The sequence below is a fragment of the Pseudomonas frederiksbergensis genome (assembly GCF_035751725.1).
Taxonomy (GTDB): domain Bacteria; phylum Pseudomonadota; class Gammaproteobacteria; order Pseudomonadales; family Pseudomonadaceae; genus Aquipseudomonas; species Aquipseudomonas frederiksbergensis_A.
The window spans coordinates 355,453-371,185 of sequence record NZ_CP142104.1; the positions used below are offsets into that span (position 1 = coordinate 355,453).

At 53.0% G+C, this 15,733-nt stretch carries 18 protein-coding genes and 1 pseudogene; 12 read left to right on the forward strand and 7 right to left on the reverse strand.

Annotation, left to right across the window (positions count from 1 at the left end):
• The first annotated feature begins 1 nt into the window (after window position 1).
• The 3 genes from VQ575_RS01580 to VQ575_RS01590 are packed head-to-tail and all read left to right on the forward strand — an operon-like array spanning window position 2 to window position 1,445.
• Window positions 2–439, forward strand: a complete 438-nt coding sequence (locus VQ575_RS01580; RefSeq protein WP_196304736.1) for a GNAT family N-acetyltransferase — start codon at window positions 2–4, stop codon at window positions 437–439.
• Window positions 436–1,149, forward strand: coding sequence for an AzlC family ABC transporter permease (locus VQ575_RS01585; protein ID WP_039592670.1), 714 nt, complete (start codon window positions 436–438; stop codon window positions 1,147–1,149). The genes VQ575_RS01580 and VQ575_RS01585 overlap by 4 nt, the downstream gene beginning before the upstream one ends.
• Window positions 1,128–1,445: an AzlD domain-containing protein gene (locus VQ575_RS01590; RefSeq protein WP_039592671.1), complete on the forward strand. Its 318-nt coding sequence runs from the start codon at window positions 1,128–1,130 to the stop codon at window positions 1,443–1,445. Before VQ575_RS01585 ends, VQ575_RS01590 begins: the two co-directional genes overlap by 22 nt.
• On the opposite strand, the gene VQ575_RS01595 is transcribed toward VQ575_RS01590, so the two are convergent.
• Window positions 1,362–2,285, reverse strand: a complete 924-nt coding sequence (locus tag VQ575_RS01595; protein ID WP_039592672.1) for a LysR family transcriptional regulator — start codon at window positions 2,283–2,285, stop codon at window positions 1,362–1,364. The genes VQ575_RS01590 and VQ575_RS01595 overlap by 84 nt on opposite strands.
• Window positions 2,286–2,612: 327 nt before the next feature.
• Between VQ575_RS01595 and VQ575_RS01600 the strand changes: the two genes are divergently transcribed.
• Window positions 2,613–3,023: an MbcA/ParS/Xre antitoxin family protein gene (locus tag VQ575_RS01600; protein ID WP_039592673.1), complete on the forward strand. Its 411-nt coding sequence runs from the start codon at window positions 2,613–2,615 to the stop codon at window positions 3,021–3,023.
• On the forward strand, window positions 3,023–3,700 hold the full coding sequence (locus VQ575_RS01605; RefSeq protein ID WP_325918928.1) for an RES family NAD+ phosphorylase: 678 nt from the start codon (window positions 3,023–3,025) through the stop codon (window positions 3,698–3,700). Before VQ575_RS01600 ends, VQ575_RS01605 begins: the two co-directional genes overlap by 1 nt.
• Before the next feature lie 87 nt (window positions 3,701–3,787).
• On the opposite strand, the gene VQ575_RS01610 is transcribed toward VQ575_RS01605, so the two are convergent.
• From VQ575_RS01610 to VQ575_RS01620, 3 genes are all read right to left on the reverse strand, one after another.
• On the reverse strand, window positions 3,788–4,945 hold the full coding sequence (locus tag VQ575_RS01610) for an AAA family ATPase (protein WP_325918930.1): 1,158 nt from the start codon (window positions 4,943–4,945) through the stop codon (window positions 3,788–3,790).
• Between the two features lie 170 nt (window positions 4,946–5,115).
• Complete coding sequence (locus VQ575_RS01615; RefSeq protein WP_039592675.1) at window positions 5,116–6,723, reverse strand: methyl-accepting chemotaxis protein; 1,608 nt, start codon at window positions 6,721–6,723, stop codon at window positions 5,116–5,118.
• Between the two features lie 217 nt (window positions 6,724–6,940).
• Window positions 6,941–7,219, reverse strand: coding sequence for a DUF3077 domain-containing protein (locus VQ575_RS01620; RefSeq protein ID WP_325918932.1), 279 nt, complete (start codon window positions 7,217–7,219; stop codon window positions 6,941–6,943).
• A 639-nt stretch (window positions 7,220–7,858) separates the two neighbouring features.
• Between VQ575_RS01620 and VQ575_RS01625 the strand changes: the two genes are divergently transcribed.
• From VQ575_RS01625 to VQ575_RS01655, 7 genes and pseudogenes are all read left to right on the forward strand, one after another.
• Window positions 7,859–8,098, forward strand: a complete 240-nt coding sequence (locus VQ575_RS01625; RefSeq protein ID WP_027911784.1) for a type II toxin-antitoxin system RelB/DinJ family antitoxin — start codon at window positions 7,859–7,861, stop codon at window positions 8,096–8,098.
• Window positions 8,088–8,377, forward strand: a pseudogene (locus VQ575_RS01630) (type II toxin-antitoxin system RelE family toxin). Before VQ575_RS01625 ends, VQ575_RS01630 begins: the two are co-directional and overlap by 11 nt.
• A gap of 773 nt (window positions 8,378–9,150) precedes the next feature.
• On the forward strand, window positions 9,151–9,891 hold the full coding sequence (locus VQ575_RS01635; RefSeq protein ID WP_325918934.1) for a hypothetical protein: 741 nt from the start codon (window positions 9,151–9,153) through the stop codon (window positions 9,889–9,891).
• A 95-nt stretch (window positions 9,892–9,986) separates the two neighbouring features.
• On the forward strand, window positions 9,987–10,247 hold the full coding sequence (locus VQ575_RS01640) for a hypothetical protein (protein ID WP_325918935.1): 261 nt from the start codon (window positions 9,987–9,989) through the stop codon (window positions 10,245–10,247).
• Window positions 10,248–10,346: 99 nt separating this feature from the next.
• Window positions 10,347–11,141: a hypothetical protein gene (locus VQ575_RS01645; RefSeq protein ID WP_325918936.1), complete on the forward strand. Its 795-nt coding sequence runs from the start codon at window positions 10,347–10,349 to the stop codon at window positions 11,139–11,141.
• A gap of 73 nt (window positions 11,142–11,214) precedes the next feature.
• The gene (locus tag VQ575_RS01650) at window positions 11,215–11,538 is read left to right on the forward strand and encodes a hypothetical protein (protein ID WP_325918937.1); all 324 of its coding nucleotides are present in this window, start codon (window positions 11,215–11,217) and stop codon (window positions 11,536–11,538) included.
• 63 nt (window positions 11,539–11,601) lie between these two features.
• Window positions 11,602–12,243: a GIY-YIG nuclease family protein gene (locus VQ575_RS01655; protein ID WP_325918938.1), complete on the forward strand. Its 642-nt coding sequence runs from the start codon at window positions 11,602–11,604 to the stop codon at window positions 12,241–12,243.
• A gap of 922 nt (window positions 12,244–13,165) precedes the next feature.
• Here the strand turns inward: VQ575_RS01655 and VQ575_RS01660 are convergent.
• From VQ575_RS01660 to VQ575_RS01670, 3 genes are all read right to left on the reverse strand, one after another.
• Window positions 13,166–13,798, reverse strand: a complete 633-nt coding sequence (locus tag VQ575_RS01660; RefSeq protein WP_325918940.1) for an AbiU2 domain-containing protein — start codon at window positions 13,796–13,798, stop codon at window positions 13,166–13,168.
• Window positions 13,799–14,067: 269 nt separating this feature from the next.
• On the reverse strand, window positions 14,068–14,343 hold the full coding sequence (locus VQ575_RS01665; protein ID WP_325918942.1) for a hypothetical protein: 276 nt from the start codon (window positions 14,341–14,343) through the stop codon (window positions 14,068–14,070).
• Complete coding sequence (locus tag VQ575_RS01670) at window positions 14,340–15,320, reverse strand: integrase domain-containing protein (RefSeq protein ID WP_325918944.1); 981 nt, start codon at window positions 15,318–15,320, stop codon at window positions 14,340–14,342. The genes VQ575_RS01665 and VQ575_RS01670 overlap by 4 nt, the downstream gene beginning before the upstream one ends.
• Window positions 15,321–15,733: the final 413 nt, after the last annotated feature.

Consider the following 15,733-nt stretch of genomic DNA (forward strand, 5'->3'; position numbering starts at 1 on the left):
CATGGACGATCCGGTGCAACAAGTCCTGTTGCGCCGAGCCATGGTCAGGGATGCCGAGCGGCTGGAGCAGTTTTTCCGCGGTTTTACCGAGGTCTCGTTCTGCGAGTGGCAGGATGCGCGATTCTTGCGCGGCGTGTTGTTGCAGGAAACCACCACGGCCTACATGGCTTTCGATGCCATGGGGGAAGTCGTCGGCGCGGTCATTGGCGGCATGCTGGGCACTCGAGGGACGATCAATCACCTGGCCGTCAGCCCGAGGCATCGCACCCAAGGCCTGGGTCAGCGCTTGGTCGAAGCGGCATCGGCGGACATGAAACGCGTGGGCGTACTGCGTATGTTCTTGTTCGTCGACGATAGCAATCTGGCTGGCAAGCGTTTCTGGGCTGCCCAGGGGTTCTGCGAGCCCCGAGGTGAAATCACTTTCGAGAGGGATCTATGAACAAGACTTCCAGCCAGCCGCTGGCGGTCGAACCACAAGCCTCGCGAACCTTTGCTGAAGCCAGTCCGGTAGTAGCGGGTTATTTCACGGTTTCGTTTGTGTTCGGTCTGATGGCGGTGAATGCCGGGCTGCCCTTGTGGCTACCGGTTGCGATGTGCCTGTTCGTCTACGCAGGTGCCTCGCAATTTGCCGCGCTGGCACTGATTTCCAGCGGTGCGTCATTGACCACGATCGTGCTCACCACGTTCCTGATCAATGCGCGCCACATGCTCATGTCCGTCTATATGGCCAAGGCATTGCGGGCGTTGGGACTCAGTCGTTTCGAGCGTTGGTGCTACGCGGCGGGGCTCACCGACGAGTCGTTTGCCTTTCACAGCGTCAAGCTGGGCAGCGGGGCGCCGGTCAGCCTGCGCTACCTGATTGGCTTCAACCTGTTTTGCCATGCGTCGTGGGTACTTGGCGGCTTGTTGGGGGCCGTCTGCGCGCAGTACGCAGCGCACCTGATCAAGTATCAACTTGATTACGCCCTGACGGCCATGATGCTCTACGTGCTGGTTTCACTGTGCAATACGCGCAATAAACTGATCGCGGCCTTGGCCGCGGTCGCCTGCATGGGCGTGCTCAGCCTGTTGGTCAGTTCGCCATTCAATGTGTTCATCGCCACGTTCGTTGGCTGCGGGGTAGGCGTATGCCTGACCAAACGTTCCTGATCCTCGTCGTTGTGTTGATGATGGCCGTGACCTTTCTGCCTCGGGCCTTGCCGCTGCAGGTGAATACGGAAAACTGGCCTCCCTTCGTCGCCCGCGCGCTGGAATACTTGCCGGTAGCGATTGTCGCCGCCATCAGCCTGACGCCGTTGTTGATCAAGGACCAACAGATACAGATCGACCGCCCAGAGTTCTACGCGGCGATTCCGACACTGCTATGTGCGTATTTCAGCCGCAACCTGTTTCTCAGTGTGGCGGTGGGCACGGCGTCGTATATCGCGCTCGGTTCGTTCCTGTAGCGTCATATCCACCACATCGTGCAGCGCCTGGTCGCTGAGCTCGGGATTGTTCACCGCCAGGCGAACTTCCAGGAAATCCTCGAAATCCGGAAAGATCGCCAGGCCGTTTCGCATCGCCGCGTCCCTGGACACCAGTCCCAGGCCGTCGAGCTGGGTGATCAGCGACAAGGTCAGCGTTTCGCTGCAGGAGTACACCATTCGCTGGCTGGGTCCGTATTCGCCGAGACCCGCGTCGAGAAAACGCAGGAAGCTGTGGGAATAGGGGCATTCGTCAGCAGGGCGGACCTGGAACTTGTCGACGAGCAAGCCAAGGGAGTCATCCTGGTTACCGCAATGGGCACCGACTACCTGCACTTGCACGTCCGGCATCGGGATACTGGTGAAGCCGCTTTGTTGCCCGATGAGGATCGCCAGGTCGAAATGCTCGTTCTTGAGCTTGCTCAGGTTCTCCATCGACTCTGCGTAACTGAACTCAAGCTGGTACTGAGGGAACACCGCGATCAGGCGATCGATCATGCGTCGATTGAAATCTGTCGGCAGCGTCGTGTTGAGCGCCACTTTAAGGCTTCGTTGCCTGGGTGCCTTGAGCGCCGCGACCTTTTCTTCCAGTTGCCGAGTGGCCACCAGGACTTGGTCCATGAAAGGCGTCAATTCAGAGCCTTGGCTCGTCAACGTCAGGCCCTTGTTCGAGCGCCGAAACAACCGAAACCCGAACTGTTCCTCAACCTTGTTCAATTGCGCTGCCAGCGCCTGCACCGTAAGGCACGACTGTTCCGCCGCGGCCGACAACGAGCCGGTCTGCATGATGCGCATGAGATTACGTAAGGTTCTGCTATCCATGAGGTAATGCCCTCTGCTTTAGTGGGCTCGCTATTATTGTGCACTCGGCCGGGTCTGGCGGTGCGATGCTGGCTATCATCAAGCACCTTGCCACGCTTGTCGCGATTTTGTGGCGAAAAGCTCCAGCAGGCGATGACTGGAGCTTATGCGGGATTCTGGTTTTTTGCTGGGTCGGCGTGTCGGACGATTCAATTCACACGGCATATCGTCGCGGTTACCAGGCTGTATGAAGGTCAAGATTGTTCGTTTTTGAATTAAATATTAATTTCTATCCGTATCTGTACTATTCTTTAGGCGTCAATCCTTAGCAAAGGAGCCTGAAATCACATGGCGACTTCATCAATCACCCTCGGTGCACAGCAACAATTGGACTCCCCGGATGCGGGTCGAGTCGCGTTGAAGTTCTTCTTCAATCTTATGGAACTGTGGGGCTGCAGTGTCGAGCAGCAGCGCACTTTGTTGGGCAAAGTAGGGAACACGACCTTTTACAAGTACAAGCAGTTGCCCGACAACGTACGGTTGCCGCGTGACACCCTCGAACGCATTTCATACCTCATGGGTATTCATAAAGCGTTGAGCATCATTTTCAGCAACAACCGTGACCGTGCGTATCAATGGGTCAGCAGCCCCAATGCCGCCGCGCCTTTCAATGGCCAGTCGGCGCTTTCATACATGCTGGCCGGACGGGTGGTGGATATTGCCGATGTGCGGCGATACCTCGACGGAGTGCGCGGTTGATGACGCCGCCCCTGGCGGACCCGCAATGGAAACGGGCCTATCGGATCGTCAACAGCAGCTTCCCGCCGATCACGCTGTTTGAAGATGTCCTCGACCCAGAAGACCTGGCCACCGCCTATGCCCTGGAGGCGTTGACCAATGACCGGCTCATGGAAGAAGCGGGCGTGCTGACCAGGGTTCGTCCGGAAGATCGCGTCTCCGGTCCTGGTTCGTCGCCCGTGATGGCGGCTTTTACCCACATCGGCAAAAGCAGCCGTTTCAGCGATGGCACCTTCGGGGTCTATTACGCTGCCAGCAGCCAGGAAGCAGCCATTGCCGAGACGTGCTACCACCAGGCTCGGTTCCTGGGTGCCACCAACGAACCGGATCTGGAATTGACCATGCGGACTTATATCAATCAGGTCGTCAAACCCTTGCACGACATCCGCCACGATTATCCGCACCTGCATAATCCAGACCCCACGGTCTATGGCCCGTCCCAGGTATTTGCCCGGGAACTGCGGGAAACCTTGTCCTGGGGGCTGCTGTATAACAGCGTCCGCCTGCCGGGCCACGAATGCGTCGCCGCGTTCCGGCCGCCGGCGGTGTCGATTCCGGTGCAGGGCAAGCACATCCGTTATGTCTGGAGCGCCCAGAAGCGGGAGATTTCGTTCGTGTTCGAGGTGAGCCAGGTTTGAGCGAATCCGCAACACACCTTACACGGCGAATACCCCGTGGCGAGGGAGCTTGCTCCCGCTGGGCTGCGTAGCAGTCCCCGTTTTGTGTCAACTTGCCGCGATCAACGCTTGTTCTTCCAGCCATATTTCTTGAACGAACGGATCTGTAATCGCGTAAATCCCGTGTCCGCGACGCATGATGATATTTTCGGCCACCAAGGCAATTACCACCGGTTGAATTTCTTCAATACGAACATCCCGACCCACGGCTTTTGAATATTCTCCTGCTGCGTCAGCGGAAAAAATGCCACGAGCATCCCCCGCCGCTGAGGCGATTTTATTGAAGATGGCTTGAGCCAGACTGCCCAATTGCTCAACCTTCTCAAGCTCTATATTGGCCGCAGCAGAACGCAGCGTACTGGCGATGACGGGCAAGAACAGGTCGGGTTTACCCTCTTGTTGCAATACTTGCCTAAGGGCCTTGAGCATTTCTTCCGGGCGGTTGCCAAGAGTGTCGAAAGCTTCCGTTGCGACTTTTAGTGAAGGCAATTTGTGCTGACTTACAGTCATTGCCAGGCGGTTCAACAGATACTCGACATAATCGCCCTTCAAGACGGGATATGCCGTGGAGGTAGCGCCGGAAAAAGCCTGGTTTCGCTTTGCTGTGAGTTCGCTGACCTGTGCGCGGTGAGAGCCTGTGCCGATGAACAGAAAGTAGCCAGGGGTATTGGGACGAGGATTGATGGCGTCACGCGCGGCTTTCAGCGCGAGCAACATCTGGTTGCCGTCTTCAGAGGCGATGGCATGTTGTACCTCATCGACGATAAGCACCAAGTCTGTCTTGGCCTGATCGACAACTTCTGCGAACGCTTGCGCGAGCGTCGTGCCCCCAACATTACCGACGCCTTCAAGTTTGAACCCGAACTTCAATCCTGCCGCACCGATATCGACGCCGCCGACCCGCTTGAGCTTCTCAAGCAGGCCAGAGGCAGGCGTCTGTAATTCTTGCAGCACCTTGCGAATGGCGTCGTGCAATAAGGTGGCAGGATTGGCGAGGGTATCGCTCCAGAGGTCCACATAAATGACCAGCGCACCTTCTTTTTCAAGGGCTGGGATCAGGTCACTTCGCAAAAAAGTCGTTTTGCCGGTTCTGCGTAGCCCGGACAGAAACAGACCTGAACGCAAACCTTCGTCAAGTACGCCTGGATTGAGAAGCTGGTTGGCCATGCTTTCAGCCAGTTCAGGACGCTGGAAAATACTGCTCATGCAATTATCCTGTTTTATGGATTAGCCATAATTATTGCTGAGCCATAATTTAGCATAAGATCTTGCGGAGGCTGGAAGCGAAACATTAGATTGCCCATCAAGCAACTGAAGGGCTGCTGCAGCCCAGCGGGAGCAAGCTCCCTCGCCACGAAGTGATCAGCCCTGATTGATCAAATCTTGAACTGCTGCACCGAAGCCTGCATCGATCCCGCCGCGTCGTTCAACTGATCCGCTGTATGCGTCAAATCGTGAATCGAGCGGGTATTTTCCCGCGATTGCTCGGCAATCGACTCCACCCGCTGGGCCATCTCATCGCTGGCTTTTGATTGCTCGGCAATGGTCTGGGAAATTTCCTCGACCACTTCCGCAGCATGACGCGCCCCCGTACGAATCTCGCTGATGGACACCCCTGCCTGCTGAGCCAGGTTCACGCCTTCATCCACTCGGCTGACACAGGCCTGCATGTTCGCCACCGCATCCCGGGCGCTGGACTGGATGCGCTCGATCATCGCAGTGATTTCCTGGGTGGATTGCGTGGTCCGCGCCGCCAGGTTGCGTACCTCATCGGCCACCACCGCAAAGCCGCGGCCTGCCTCACCGGCGCGAGCGGCTTCGATGGCAGCGTTGAGCGCCAGCAAATTGGTTTGTTCGGCGATGCTCTTGATCACCTGGATGATGGAATGAATATCCTCGGACGATGCATCCAGCGCAGTGATTTTGCTGGAGGACTGAGCGACCACCTCGGCGATCCGATTCATGCCTTCCACCACACCAAGGATTACCTGCCCTCCACTGCTCGCCAGATGCTCTGATTGCGCCGAAATCGTCCGCGCGCTGTCGGCGTGCTGATGAATCTGGCTGATGTTTGCCATCATCTGCTCCATGCTCGCCGCCATGCTGGTCGCGCTTTGGGCCTGCTGGTCGGCGCTGGACACAATCTGGCGAGCCGTATCGCCCAGGTTTCGCGACGTGCCGTGCAACTCATCGCTCTGGCTGCGGATCGTGGCGATCATCTGCCGCAGGTTGGCCTGCATCTGCTCGATCACCGCCTGCAACTGCCCCAGTTCATCATCCCCATGAGCACCCATCGAGCGCTGCAGATCACCTTGGGAAATGGCCTGGGTGTTGAGGATGATTTTATTCAGCGGCGTGAGCACAGCCTTGAGCAAACTCCACGACAGCAACGCCAACGCCACGCATGTGGCCAACAAGGTGATGATCAGCCAGCGCTCGGAGGTATGGATGCTGTGATCTTGAAACTCGCGAGAAGATCGCGCCTGGTTCTCGATCAATTCACTGACCGCCTCGTTGCGCTCCTCCAGGGCTGAAAATGCCTTATCGAATTCAGTGCGCAACGCCCGGCCATCCTGGGCGCCGCTCAACGCCTTGGCGATGACCTGTTTTGCCGAGGCGATATAGGCCTCGGCCTGAGGCTTGAGCTCGGCGATGGTCTGGGAAATCGTCCCAGGCAAGCGGGCCTCGGCGTTCTCGGCGATGACCTTGCGCATCCGTTGCGAATGCTCGTCGAACGCCTCGGTCACTTCCTTCGCGCCTTCGGCATCACCTGGCGCCACCAGCAAGGCAGCCAACACATCGCCACGAATGGCGTCGTGCATCATGTCTGCCTCCATGTGCTTGCGCATGGCCGAAATGCTGGTCTCATTCTGCGCCAAGGCCTCGGTCATGGCGTGATAACCCCAAAGCCCAATCCCGCCCAGCAACAGCGCAAAAAACAGGCTGACCAACCCCGAACCTACAACCTTGGTGCGGATTTTCATCGCTTGCTGCTCCTGGAGCGGGGATGTTTGGGGAAGTGTAGTTGAGTGCCAGCGGGGGCTTCGAACAGGCAAAGCCCTTATTCCAGGCTATCGGCGGAAGGAATGATTAGATGAACCCGTGGCAAGGGAGCTTGCTCCCGCTGGACTGCGTAGCTCTCTTTTTATCTGCCCAGGCCAATGCTGCCCCGCTCAGCGAGCAGCATCGAGCCCGCTGTCCTTAAGCCGGATTACTCCCCGGCGCCTCCAGCACCTTCATCACGTCATCGATGACGGCTTTGCTCATGTCCTGCAAATAATACGAAGCCCAGGCATACCGATCCGTGCCGCGAATCATCGCCGCTTCTTCGGCCAAGACCTTGGCAACGTGTAGCAGGTCGGAAGCATGGGACAGAGCTTCGCCGATGGGGATGCCGCTGTTGACGCGGAATAGGGGGCGATCGGAGTGGTAGGAGAAGGGGGTTAGGCCTGGGGTTTTGAGGTCTTTGGGGTGGGTCATTGCGCACCTCCGTTCGCCAATTGGCGGCGGGTGGCTGGCAAAATGATAAAGCGAGACTGCAGCAGATCCATGGCGTGCATCGATGAACTCCCATATCAATTGCGAGCTGCCACGTTCGTTCTCAGGCGAATGGGTGGCAGCTGTGCGCAGGCTGAGAAACCGGAGATACAGGAACCCGGCAGACCCGAAGGTCTCCCACGCACAGCCGCCATTGCACGGAATGCGGAAATAAAAAAACGCCGCAAAACGTGGTTCCGGCGCTGTAGCGCCTGCATCTTACCCGGGTTCTCAGGCCCGGTCGCTGAATTGGCAGCGACGGTTGGAGAGCAGCGGGCGATTGGGTAGGGTGCAATCGTGGCCTGATGCTGGCGAGGGATGGATTCGTATTGTATGCGCGGATCCGCCAAAAACATCCCATAGTTTTAGCGCATAAAAAAACCGCACGATTTGAGCATGCTGACCGGGTCAACCTAGGCTTGGCGGGTATTTGGCAGCCTTCTTGGTTGCTAGAAGAGGTCGCCAACGTCCCGATAAAAGTATTTGTAACCCTGGATTGGAGGTGAATGATTTCTGGGGCTTGCCGGCCTCAAGCTTTTCCTTCACTGTAAAGACTAATGTCATTACAGCGAGGGCTATCTCATGGCTTCCATCAACGTTCGTATCGACGACGACCTCAAGGCGCGTGCATACCGTGAGCTGGAAAAGCTCGGCGTCACCCCTTCTGAGCTGATGCGCCAAGCTCTGCAGTACGTAGCGGAGCGCGGCCAGTTGCCGTTCAAGCCCGTCCTGATGACCGAGGACGATGAAGCCTTGATCGCAACGGTGCGCGAGCGACTCGCAGCCCCGCAGCGGGTTAAGGTTTCGCTAGATGACCTATAACCTCGAATTCGATGCACGGGCGCTAAAGGAATGGTAAAAGCTAGGGAATACTGTTCATGAGCAGCTCAAAAAGAAGCTCACGACGACCTGGCCAATCCGCGCATCGAAGCAAACCGACTGTATACCTTGTCTGATTGCTACAAGATCAAGCTGCGGAGCAGCGGTTATAGGTTGGTTTATCAGGTGATTGATCAGGATATCGTGGTGTTTGTCGTGGCTGTCGACAAGCGTGAGCGGGATCAAGTTTATCGGAAAGCGGCTGAGCGATTAGGTGGTTGAGTTCGACGGTCGTGGTGACCATCGAAAAGGTTACCAGTTGCCCTGGCCGAAAGAATGTCGGTGGGGTTGATGGGCTCATCGCGATCAAGCTCGCTCCCTCAGGTTTTTCAGGGGGGTGGAGGAAAAGTGAACACCCAGAAACAACAAAGCCCTCGCATTTCTGCGAGGGCTTTGTTTTGTGGCACCAGACGAACGGTAGGTTTCTGCGAGACTAGGTTTTCCGGGCGTCTGGAGTTCGCTGGAAAATTCGGCGTACCCCAACTAGTAACTATAAATAAATCAGCTAGTTATGGCGTTCGGTGGAATCGAACTCGGGATTTTTTAGATGTCAGCACGTTGTCGGTCTGCAAGTAATTCAGAGCCGCATACGGAATGGTAAACCTCCCGAATTCGAACGTTGATGATCATCCCCTCCGTCGAGAATAGGTAGGAATCCGCCAAAAGCTGCCGTGGCGACAGGCAGCAGACGGCCAAGAGCAGTCGCTCGACCTCTGCGGATCTATTCCTGCCGCAAGGCGCGACCCACTGTATAGACACGCTCCATGAGGATCCAGTAGTGTCGCAGGCGAAGTTTCTCCCGCGCTGAATTCGAGCAAGCGAGGCTATCCGTCCATGGTGTATAACCCGCTTATACGCTCATCGGCACGCTGAAGGCCTAAGCCTAGATACGGATAGACAAAGGAACAGGGAATGCTATACACCACGCTCGCCCAGAAAGTTATGCACCAGTTGGTGTCTATTTATAGTTCGCAGCTAAGAGAATTTTCCGCGCCATGAAAACAAAGTCATATATAAGATTTTCTAGTCGCGCAGCTCATCTTGATGTCGATATTGAGTTGGCAGATGTACTGAAAATCTCAATCCAAGCGGGCATGCTAAGTGCAGCAGGCAATCAACGCATATTCGACAAAGTAAACCCTCAACAGCATCCAAGACTTGCCTCAAGGGCCAAGACTTCAGAAAGCAGAAAACTCGCTGCCAATCACCTAAAAGCGACGTTGTGCGAAGCATTCATCAAGAACATTTACGAGGATGCAACACAATATATTCTCGAAATTTTAACTGCAGCAGCTAAGAAAGGGTTAGATCCAAATCGTTTAATTGGCGAACACAAAGTTTCCTTTGAAGCCAATGACGTCTTAAGAGCGGGAACCTGGGATAAAGTAGTCTCAATGGTTGCACAATCCGTTTTCAGAAAACTAGAAAACGAAAAAAGCACAAAAAATCTTTTGGAGAAAATCAACTCCAAATTAAATCTAGGCGTTTCTCAAGCAAAAATTGATGCTGCACTACCCTATTTAGAAATACGGCATTTACTTGTACATGCCGATGGAAAGGCAGATCAAAAATTTTGTGAATCATTTCCTGCTTTAAAGGCAACTCCAGGGAAAAAATTAAAACTTGATTACGCGCTGCTCCAGCAGGCAAGAATTTCAATATGCGAGCTAGTTAATGAATACGATCAAAAAATTGTCGCAGGCAATGTTGTTCTGCCAAATGAGCTTCAGCGATAGCGCTGCTAGCAATGCGCTCACTGGTACGGGTTAAAGCCCGCCCCTTAACCAAACGTTATGTACCAGTTTAAAGTTTTGTAGAGCCAGGAGAAAAAATGTCCTTTTACATGATTACCTACGGGCACACACGGATTGAAGAGCTTTATATCGGTAAAACCGAAGATGCCGCAGTATCAAATGCCAGAGGCTTAATCGATCAGTGGCCAGAATATGCAGCACTGACAGATGAAGAAATTATAAAACTCGCCAAAAACGGCGATGCCGAATTTGATTTGGTTGAGATACATGCAGCTTGGCCTAACACCAACCACAGCCAAGAGCAGTTAATTGCGATATATGAGCAACAGCAAAGCTAGGTGTATTGTTACTTAACGAAGCGCTAAAATCGTTCGCTTCGCTCACTGAGACGGGCTTTAATCCGCCCTTTAGCTTAATCGTTAGGTGCTTTTTGAAATATGAGTGGATTTCAAGAGCTAATAGAAAGATTTGATTTTATAACTGAGATTGCATATGACTTATCTCAGAAGTTTGACGGCATTCAAACAGAAGATAGAAAGCGAAAAGTATCGACGTACTACTTGGCAAAGATTGTGCCAGAATGCATGTCTTTGTTGAGGGTAATGCCCGGATCAAGGTACACCAGCGAAGGGGAGATATTTGATTTTTCGTCGTTCTGCTCAATATCTAGGAGCTTGATTGAAGCGGCCAACCTGCATTGGTATTATTGCATAGAGAATACGGATACGGAAACGTCTGACTTCCGTTTTTATCTGTATGATTTTCATGATCTAAAATCTACAATACAACTCTGTTGTTTTTTTGGTATCGAAGACAAAGAGCAATATTCTCTTCAAGAAAAATACAATAAGCTAAAGAACATAATTAAAGGCAACCAAATGTTTAAAAGCCTACTACCTGAAGTTCAGAGGCAAATTTTAAAAGGGCGGAAATGCTCGGACGTTAACCAATCCGAAATCTCCATGCGCCGATGTCTTGATGTGAGCATGTTTAACTCTATCTATAAACTACTATCTACAAACGCTCACTCTACCCCTTCGGCAATAAATGCACTCGTCTACTCTAGGGTCTACAGTAAAGAACTTCATGAGAAACTTGCAGCATTAGTGCTTTCATATGTAGCGTCATTTGTTGCGGACATGGTGAGGACAATTGGCGAAACATGGTCTTTAGACTTCGCTAAACATGAATCAGCAGAAATAATTAGAGTCTATTCAAAAGACTTGAGTTAAAGCACCTGACAAGGTTCTCACTGGGAGGGCTAAAGCCCGCCCCTTATCCAAACGTTAGAACTTAGGGGGAAATTTGCGCTACGGAATCATCGAGCTTACTCAGGGCAACCTCAACAACGATCATCTGTACCTGACAGGCATAATGGACCTGTTTCCCGCCTCTTCTGGGGGTGGCAACTCGGAAGCGGATCGCGCCTCGCAACTGCTTGAGGTTCATTCAGGCACCGGCGCCCCCATAATGACTGACATTGCAGGTGATAAGAAGATCTTTCGTAAACGAGCGTGGGTTGGGGAGTTCTTCGCTATGCATCAACTCAAAGCGGGCGACTCAGTAGTAGTGGAGCGCACTGGGACTTTTCGCTATCACGTTTACCCCAAGCGGGCAGCTGAGTTCTAACAATCATTCAAGCCGACACCGCTTCGCGGCGCGGCTTAATTCGGGCTTTAGCCAAGGAATAGTATGAGTACAGGTTTTGTTTATGTAATGATTAACCCTGCAATGCAGGGGCTAGTTAAAATTGGATTAACCAAGAAATCATCTAATGAACGTACAAAGGGGTTGAGAGGCACAGGAGTTCCAGATGACTTTATAGTTATTTATGATGAGTTCCTTACTGATTGTAAGTTGGTTGAAAAGCGACTTCACAAAAGATTCGATGAGTATCGCTATAAGCCAAACAGAGAGTTTTTTCAGATTCCCATTAGAGAAGCGATTCGGGGCGTAATGGAAGAGTCTGTTGGGTTTATTGTGCCTCGTGTCGGAGCGGACGGAGGTGTGGAAATTCTTCCTGATCTGAAGAAAAAATACCCAAGCTATCTAAAACCTGACTTTCACTCAATCAAGATTACGCATAGTGGTGGAGTGGTATATCTTGAGTCTCTTCGTTATCGATACGCGGGTGTTAAAGACGAAATTGTTGAGCGAACTGATCTGAGCTTCATCACTGAGGATCACGGCGATATGTTTCAAATTTCCAGAGATCCAACAGAAAATGCGAGATTATTCGTTCATCAGCTAGATGAATACTCAATGATTCATTGTACAGACTTGTTCACACATGATGCGTGCCTTGATATAGCGAAAAGGCACGAGCATGGCTAACAAAGTGCTGCGGTCGGACAAGTTCACCGCTGCGCTCCAAATTTACCACAGAGCACGGTATTATGACTTATAAGGAGGTCAGAGTCAGTGGCATTGTTTCCAGAGTTAATCAGGGAAGATATGGCTCTGAACAGAGTCTATTAAACCTACGCGATAACGCCACCAACAAAAATAGAATTGATGTTTTTGAATCAGTAAATCAGGACGAAAAAAAGGGGGCTTATTTATTCTAGAAAATAAACCAGTTCATTTTTTTTTCAGCACTATAGTAAAAACAGTCAATATTTAGCAGTGGCGCTAATCACTTAGCGTAGATATCATCCAGCATTCTATTCATGATAAGGATTTTCTTAGTCACTCCCCACTTTATAAAAATGCGGGAGTTACAATGGCCGATCCGACACCAAATAGGGCGCTTTTTTTGAAAATTACCATACTGCAACTATGATGATACAAAAGAGTGTAAACCAAGCCTTGATGTGAGGCGCCAATGCTAGGATATACATTTGCTTTTTTTATATTTCGTCTGTGATATTTTTCACGAGAGCGCCTTGCTGTCCAGATCTTAATGGTAATGCCTGGGTCTAATATTGAGGCAGTCCGGGCTGTCCGCGTGATGCATCAGGGAAGTGCGTCGTGTCATTTAACTATTTTCTATTAGTTGGCTGTACCAAATCGACGCGCTGAATGTGGCAGATTGCCGTCAGGCTCGCCAAGTGGAAGAGGCCGCATCGTTTTTTAAGCGATCAAAACCATATGTGTTGCAATGCGAAGCGTTCGCTAACTATATCTAAATGGCCGCTTTTGGCCGATTGCCATCTATCACGACGGTACGCAATCGACCCCTACAGACATTCATAGCGATTAAGCTAGAGGGCCAGCTCAGCCGATCCCGGTGAACGAAGCGAATTTGAGCGCATTGTTAAGGGGCGCTTTTTTGTGGCACTGATCCTTGGAGCCGCTCGAGTCTACTTAGCTTATAGACTAGCAGCCTAGCCCCACTATCATCCACGAATTGCTCATACAAGACGGTGCTGTCTCGGAAGTGATTGTCTAGGCGATTCAGGACATCTCTTAGCGCTGCGAGCATATCCTCGACTGTAGCTCTGCTGATGCCGCTGAGAGGATTGGAGTTTCGGTTACTAAAGTAGTTGTGATCTTGATGAGCTATACGTTTGTTGCGATGCTCGCGGGCGAACTCTGCTGCCGTTACCGCCTTAGTGCAGAGATCCTGAACCTCCGCCCTTAGCGCGGAATCATTGACGAGTGGTGAAAGCGACAGCACAGTTAGGTTCTTCTTTTTTCCTGTACTAGGTGGGTCCGTCATTCGTGACACGCCAAGGAGTACGCTATCCCAAAGCTCATCTTGTACGATTTTAAAGAATAAACCAGCCGTTCTATTAAGCAGCTGAACCGTGTCCGTTGATTCTCCGAAAAGCTGCCGATACTGCTGCCAGAGAACATGGAGCTCTACGAGTTCTCTATAAAGTTCGTAGAAATTAGCACCGAGCTCTTGTCCCATCGTGGAAATATAATCGACACGTACTTCGTCCATGGATCGCGTTACCATTGAGTGCCCTCTAACTACCATTTGGCGACATCACTCCCGCGTTTGAGCGCGGCAGTGATGCTCTATAACACTTTTGTCGTCCTGCTAGCCGTTATCTAGCCTGGTGGGAATCGCAGCGCGACATAGCCCAAGGAGAAACGCGACACGGATGACGCCAAGCTTAGCTGCGCTAAAGTTTCGGTGCTGGAGGTTGACGTTACCTATTTGCCACTAGCGTGTCCAGCGGCTGCTTCTGGCCGTTTTCTGACCTTCGTTTAGAGGTTGAACTGCCAGGATTTTCCTAAGCGATGAGTGAGTAATTGCATGGTCAGCAAATAGTAATAGCGCGTCGATTGAGTGTGCCGGTTTAGGTGGTGATTCAAAAACCACGCAAGGTGTTTTCTCTGCCAAGTCCATGGATTTTCGCGTTGCCAGCGCTCAGCGATCGCTGTTTGGATGGTCTTCGCCTGACGCAGGTGGCGTTGGCGCGTGGTATGCGACCCGGTCAGGACGCCCGCCAGGAACAGATCCATATCGAATGCCGTGCTCATGCGCGACCACCAATGTAAGCGGCCACCACGACGATACGGTTGTGCCCCAGCTCATAGCTGATTTGTACTCGGGCTTCCTGATCGAGACGTCGGTCGGGTTGATAGCAATGGCCACCGTTGATGGGGGCGGGATGGTGGGTGATTTGCTCATAGCGTTCGCACGCATAGGCTGCCCGCAATTCGTGGAAGCCTTTGAGGTTGTACTGATGGAGGATGTCCCGTGCAGGACGGACGATTCCCAGTTGGAAATCGAGGTAGGTTTCGTTCGGTGCAAGTAGGTTGCGGCTACCGTCGGGTGAGACCTGTTCGGCGAATTTCAGCGCCTCGCGAATATGATCATCCGCCCTGATCCAGCGAGGTGCCGAGGCACCTGAGCGGCCCCCCTTGGTGCCATCCTGGATGTTGATCTTGCCGTATTGTTCGGCCTCACGTTTTAAGCGCGGAAGGTCGGCCAAAATGGCCTCACGTAAGCGCATGCCGGTGGCTCGCGCTAATTGAGCGATGGCCGCGGCACGCGGCTGCTGGTGTGCGCAAAGCACCTCTACGACCCTCTTCACATGTTCGCGGTCTTGGCCTTGCGGCACCGAACGACGAACACTGGTGCGCCGCATTCCTAGCGCCTTGCTCGGACTCGGTACTTTCACATACTGATCACCGCGAAGCGCTGCCAGGGTCCGATTGACGCTGGACAATCGGTTTTGCGCAGTGGCGATGGCGAGATCGCTGCGCTCAACCAGGTGACGCAGATGCTCCGCGTAATCCAGCAAGGTCTGCCGATCAATCTGCCGTGCATCATTAATTCCCCGGCCATCCTCCGACCGACACCAGCGCACGAACGTCTGCCAACGATCACTGTGTGCTTTGACCGTCCCGTAATGCCCACCGCCAAACAGGTCTTTCAGTGCCTGCGGCCCGGCATAGCTCAGTTGCCGCCCATAGCCAAAATTGCGCCCATCCCGTCTACCGACCAATGCCATGATCAAACTCCTCTCGAAGCTAACCCTTAAAACCCTCCCCACGTCATCCCGCCAAGAATGTTGAGTGTTATCAGGGATCAAGGCCCCTGCGACCTGTGAGGGTTGTCCACTAACGCGGGACTGGCGGCTCTTTACGACCGGGAGCTTGGGCATCTCATGATCTGGCCTCCTGAGCACTTCCGAGGAAGTGGGCGGGTGGAGGCTGCGCTGGCTGACGAGACCGACACCGCGAGATCCTGAGTCAGATGAAGGCAGTGATGCGATCACCGGGGCATGCCTGACTGTCAGTCAGGTGCAGTCCATTCCGTGGGCTGCGGCACCATCATCTGCATCGCTGTTGCTGGTGACCTCGGTGTTTGTCACGCCGATTGTCACGAGGGGGAATGCCGCAAAGCCTTGTACGAGTTGGGCTG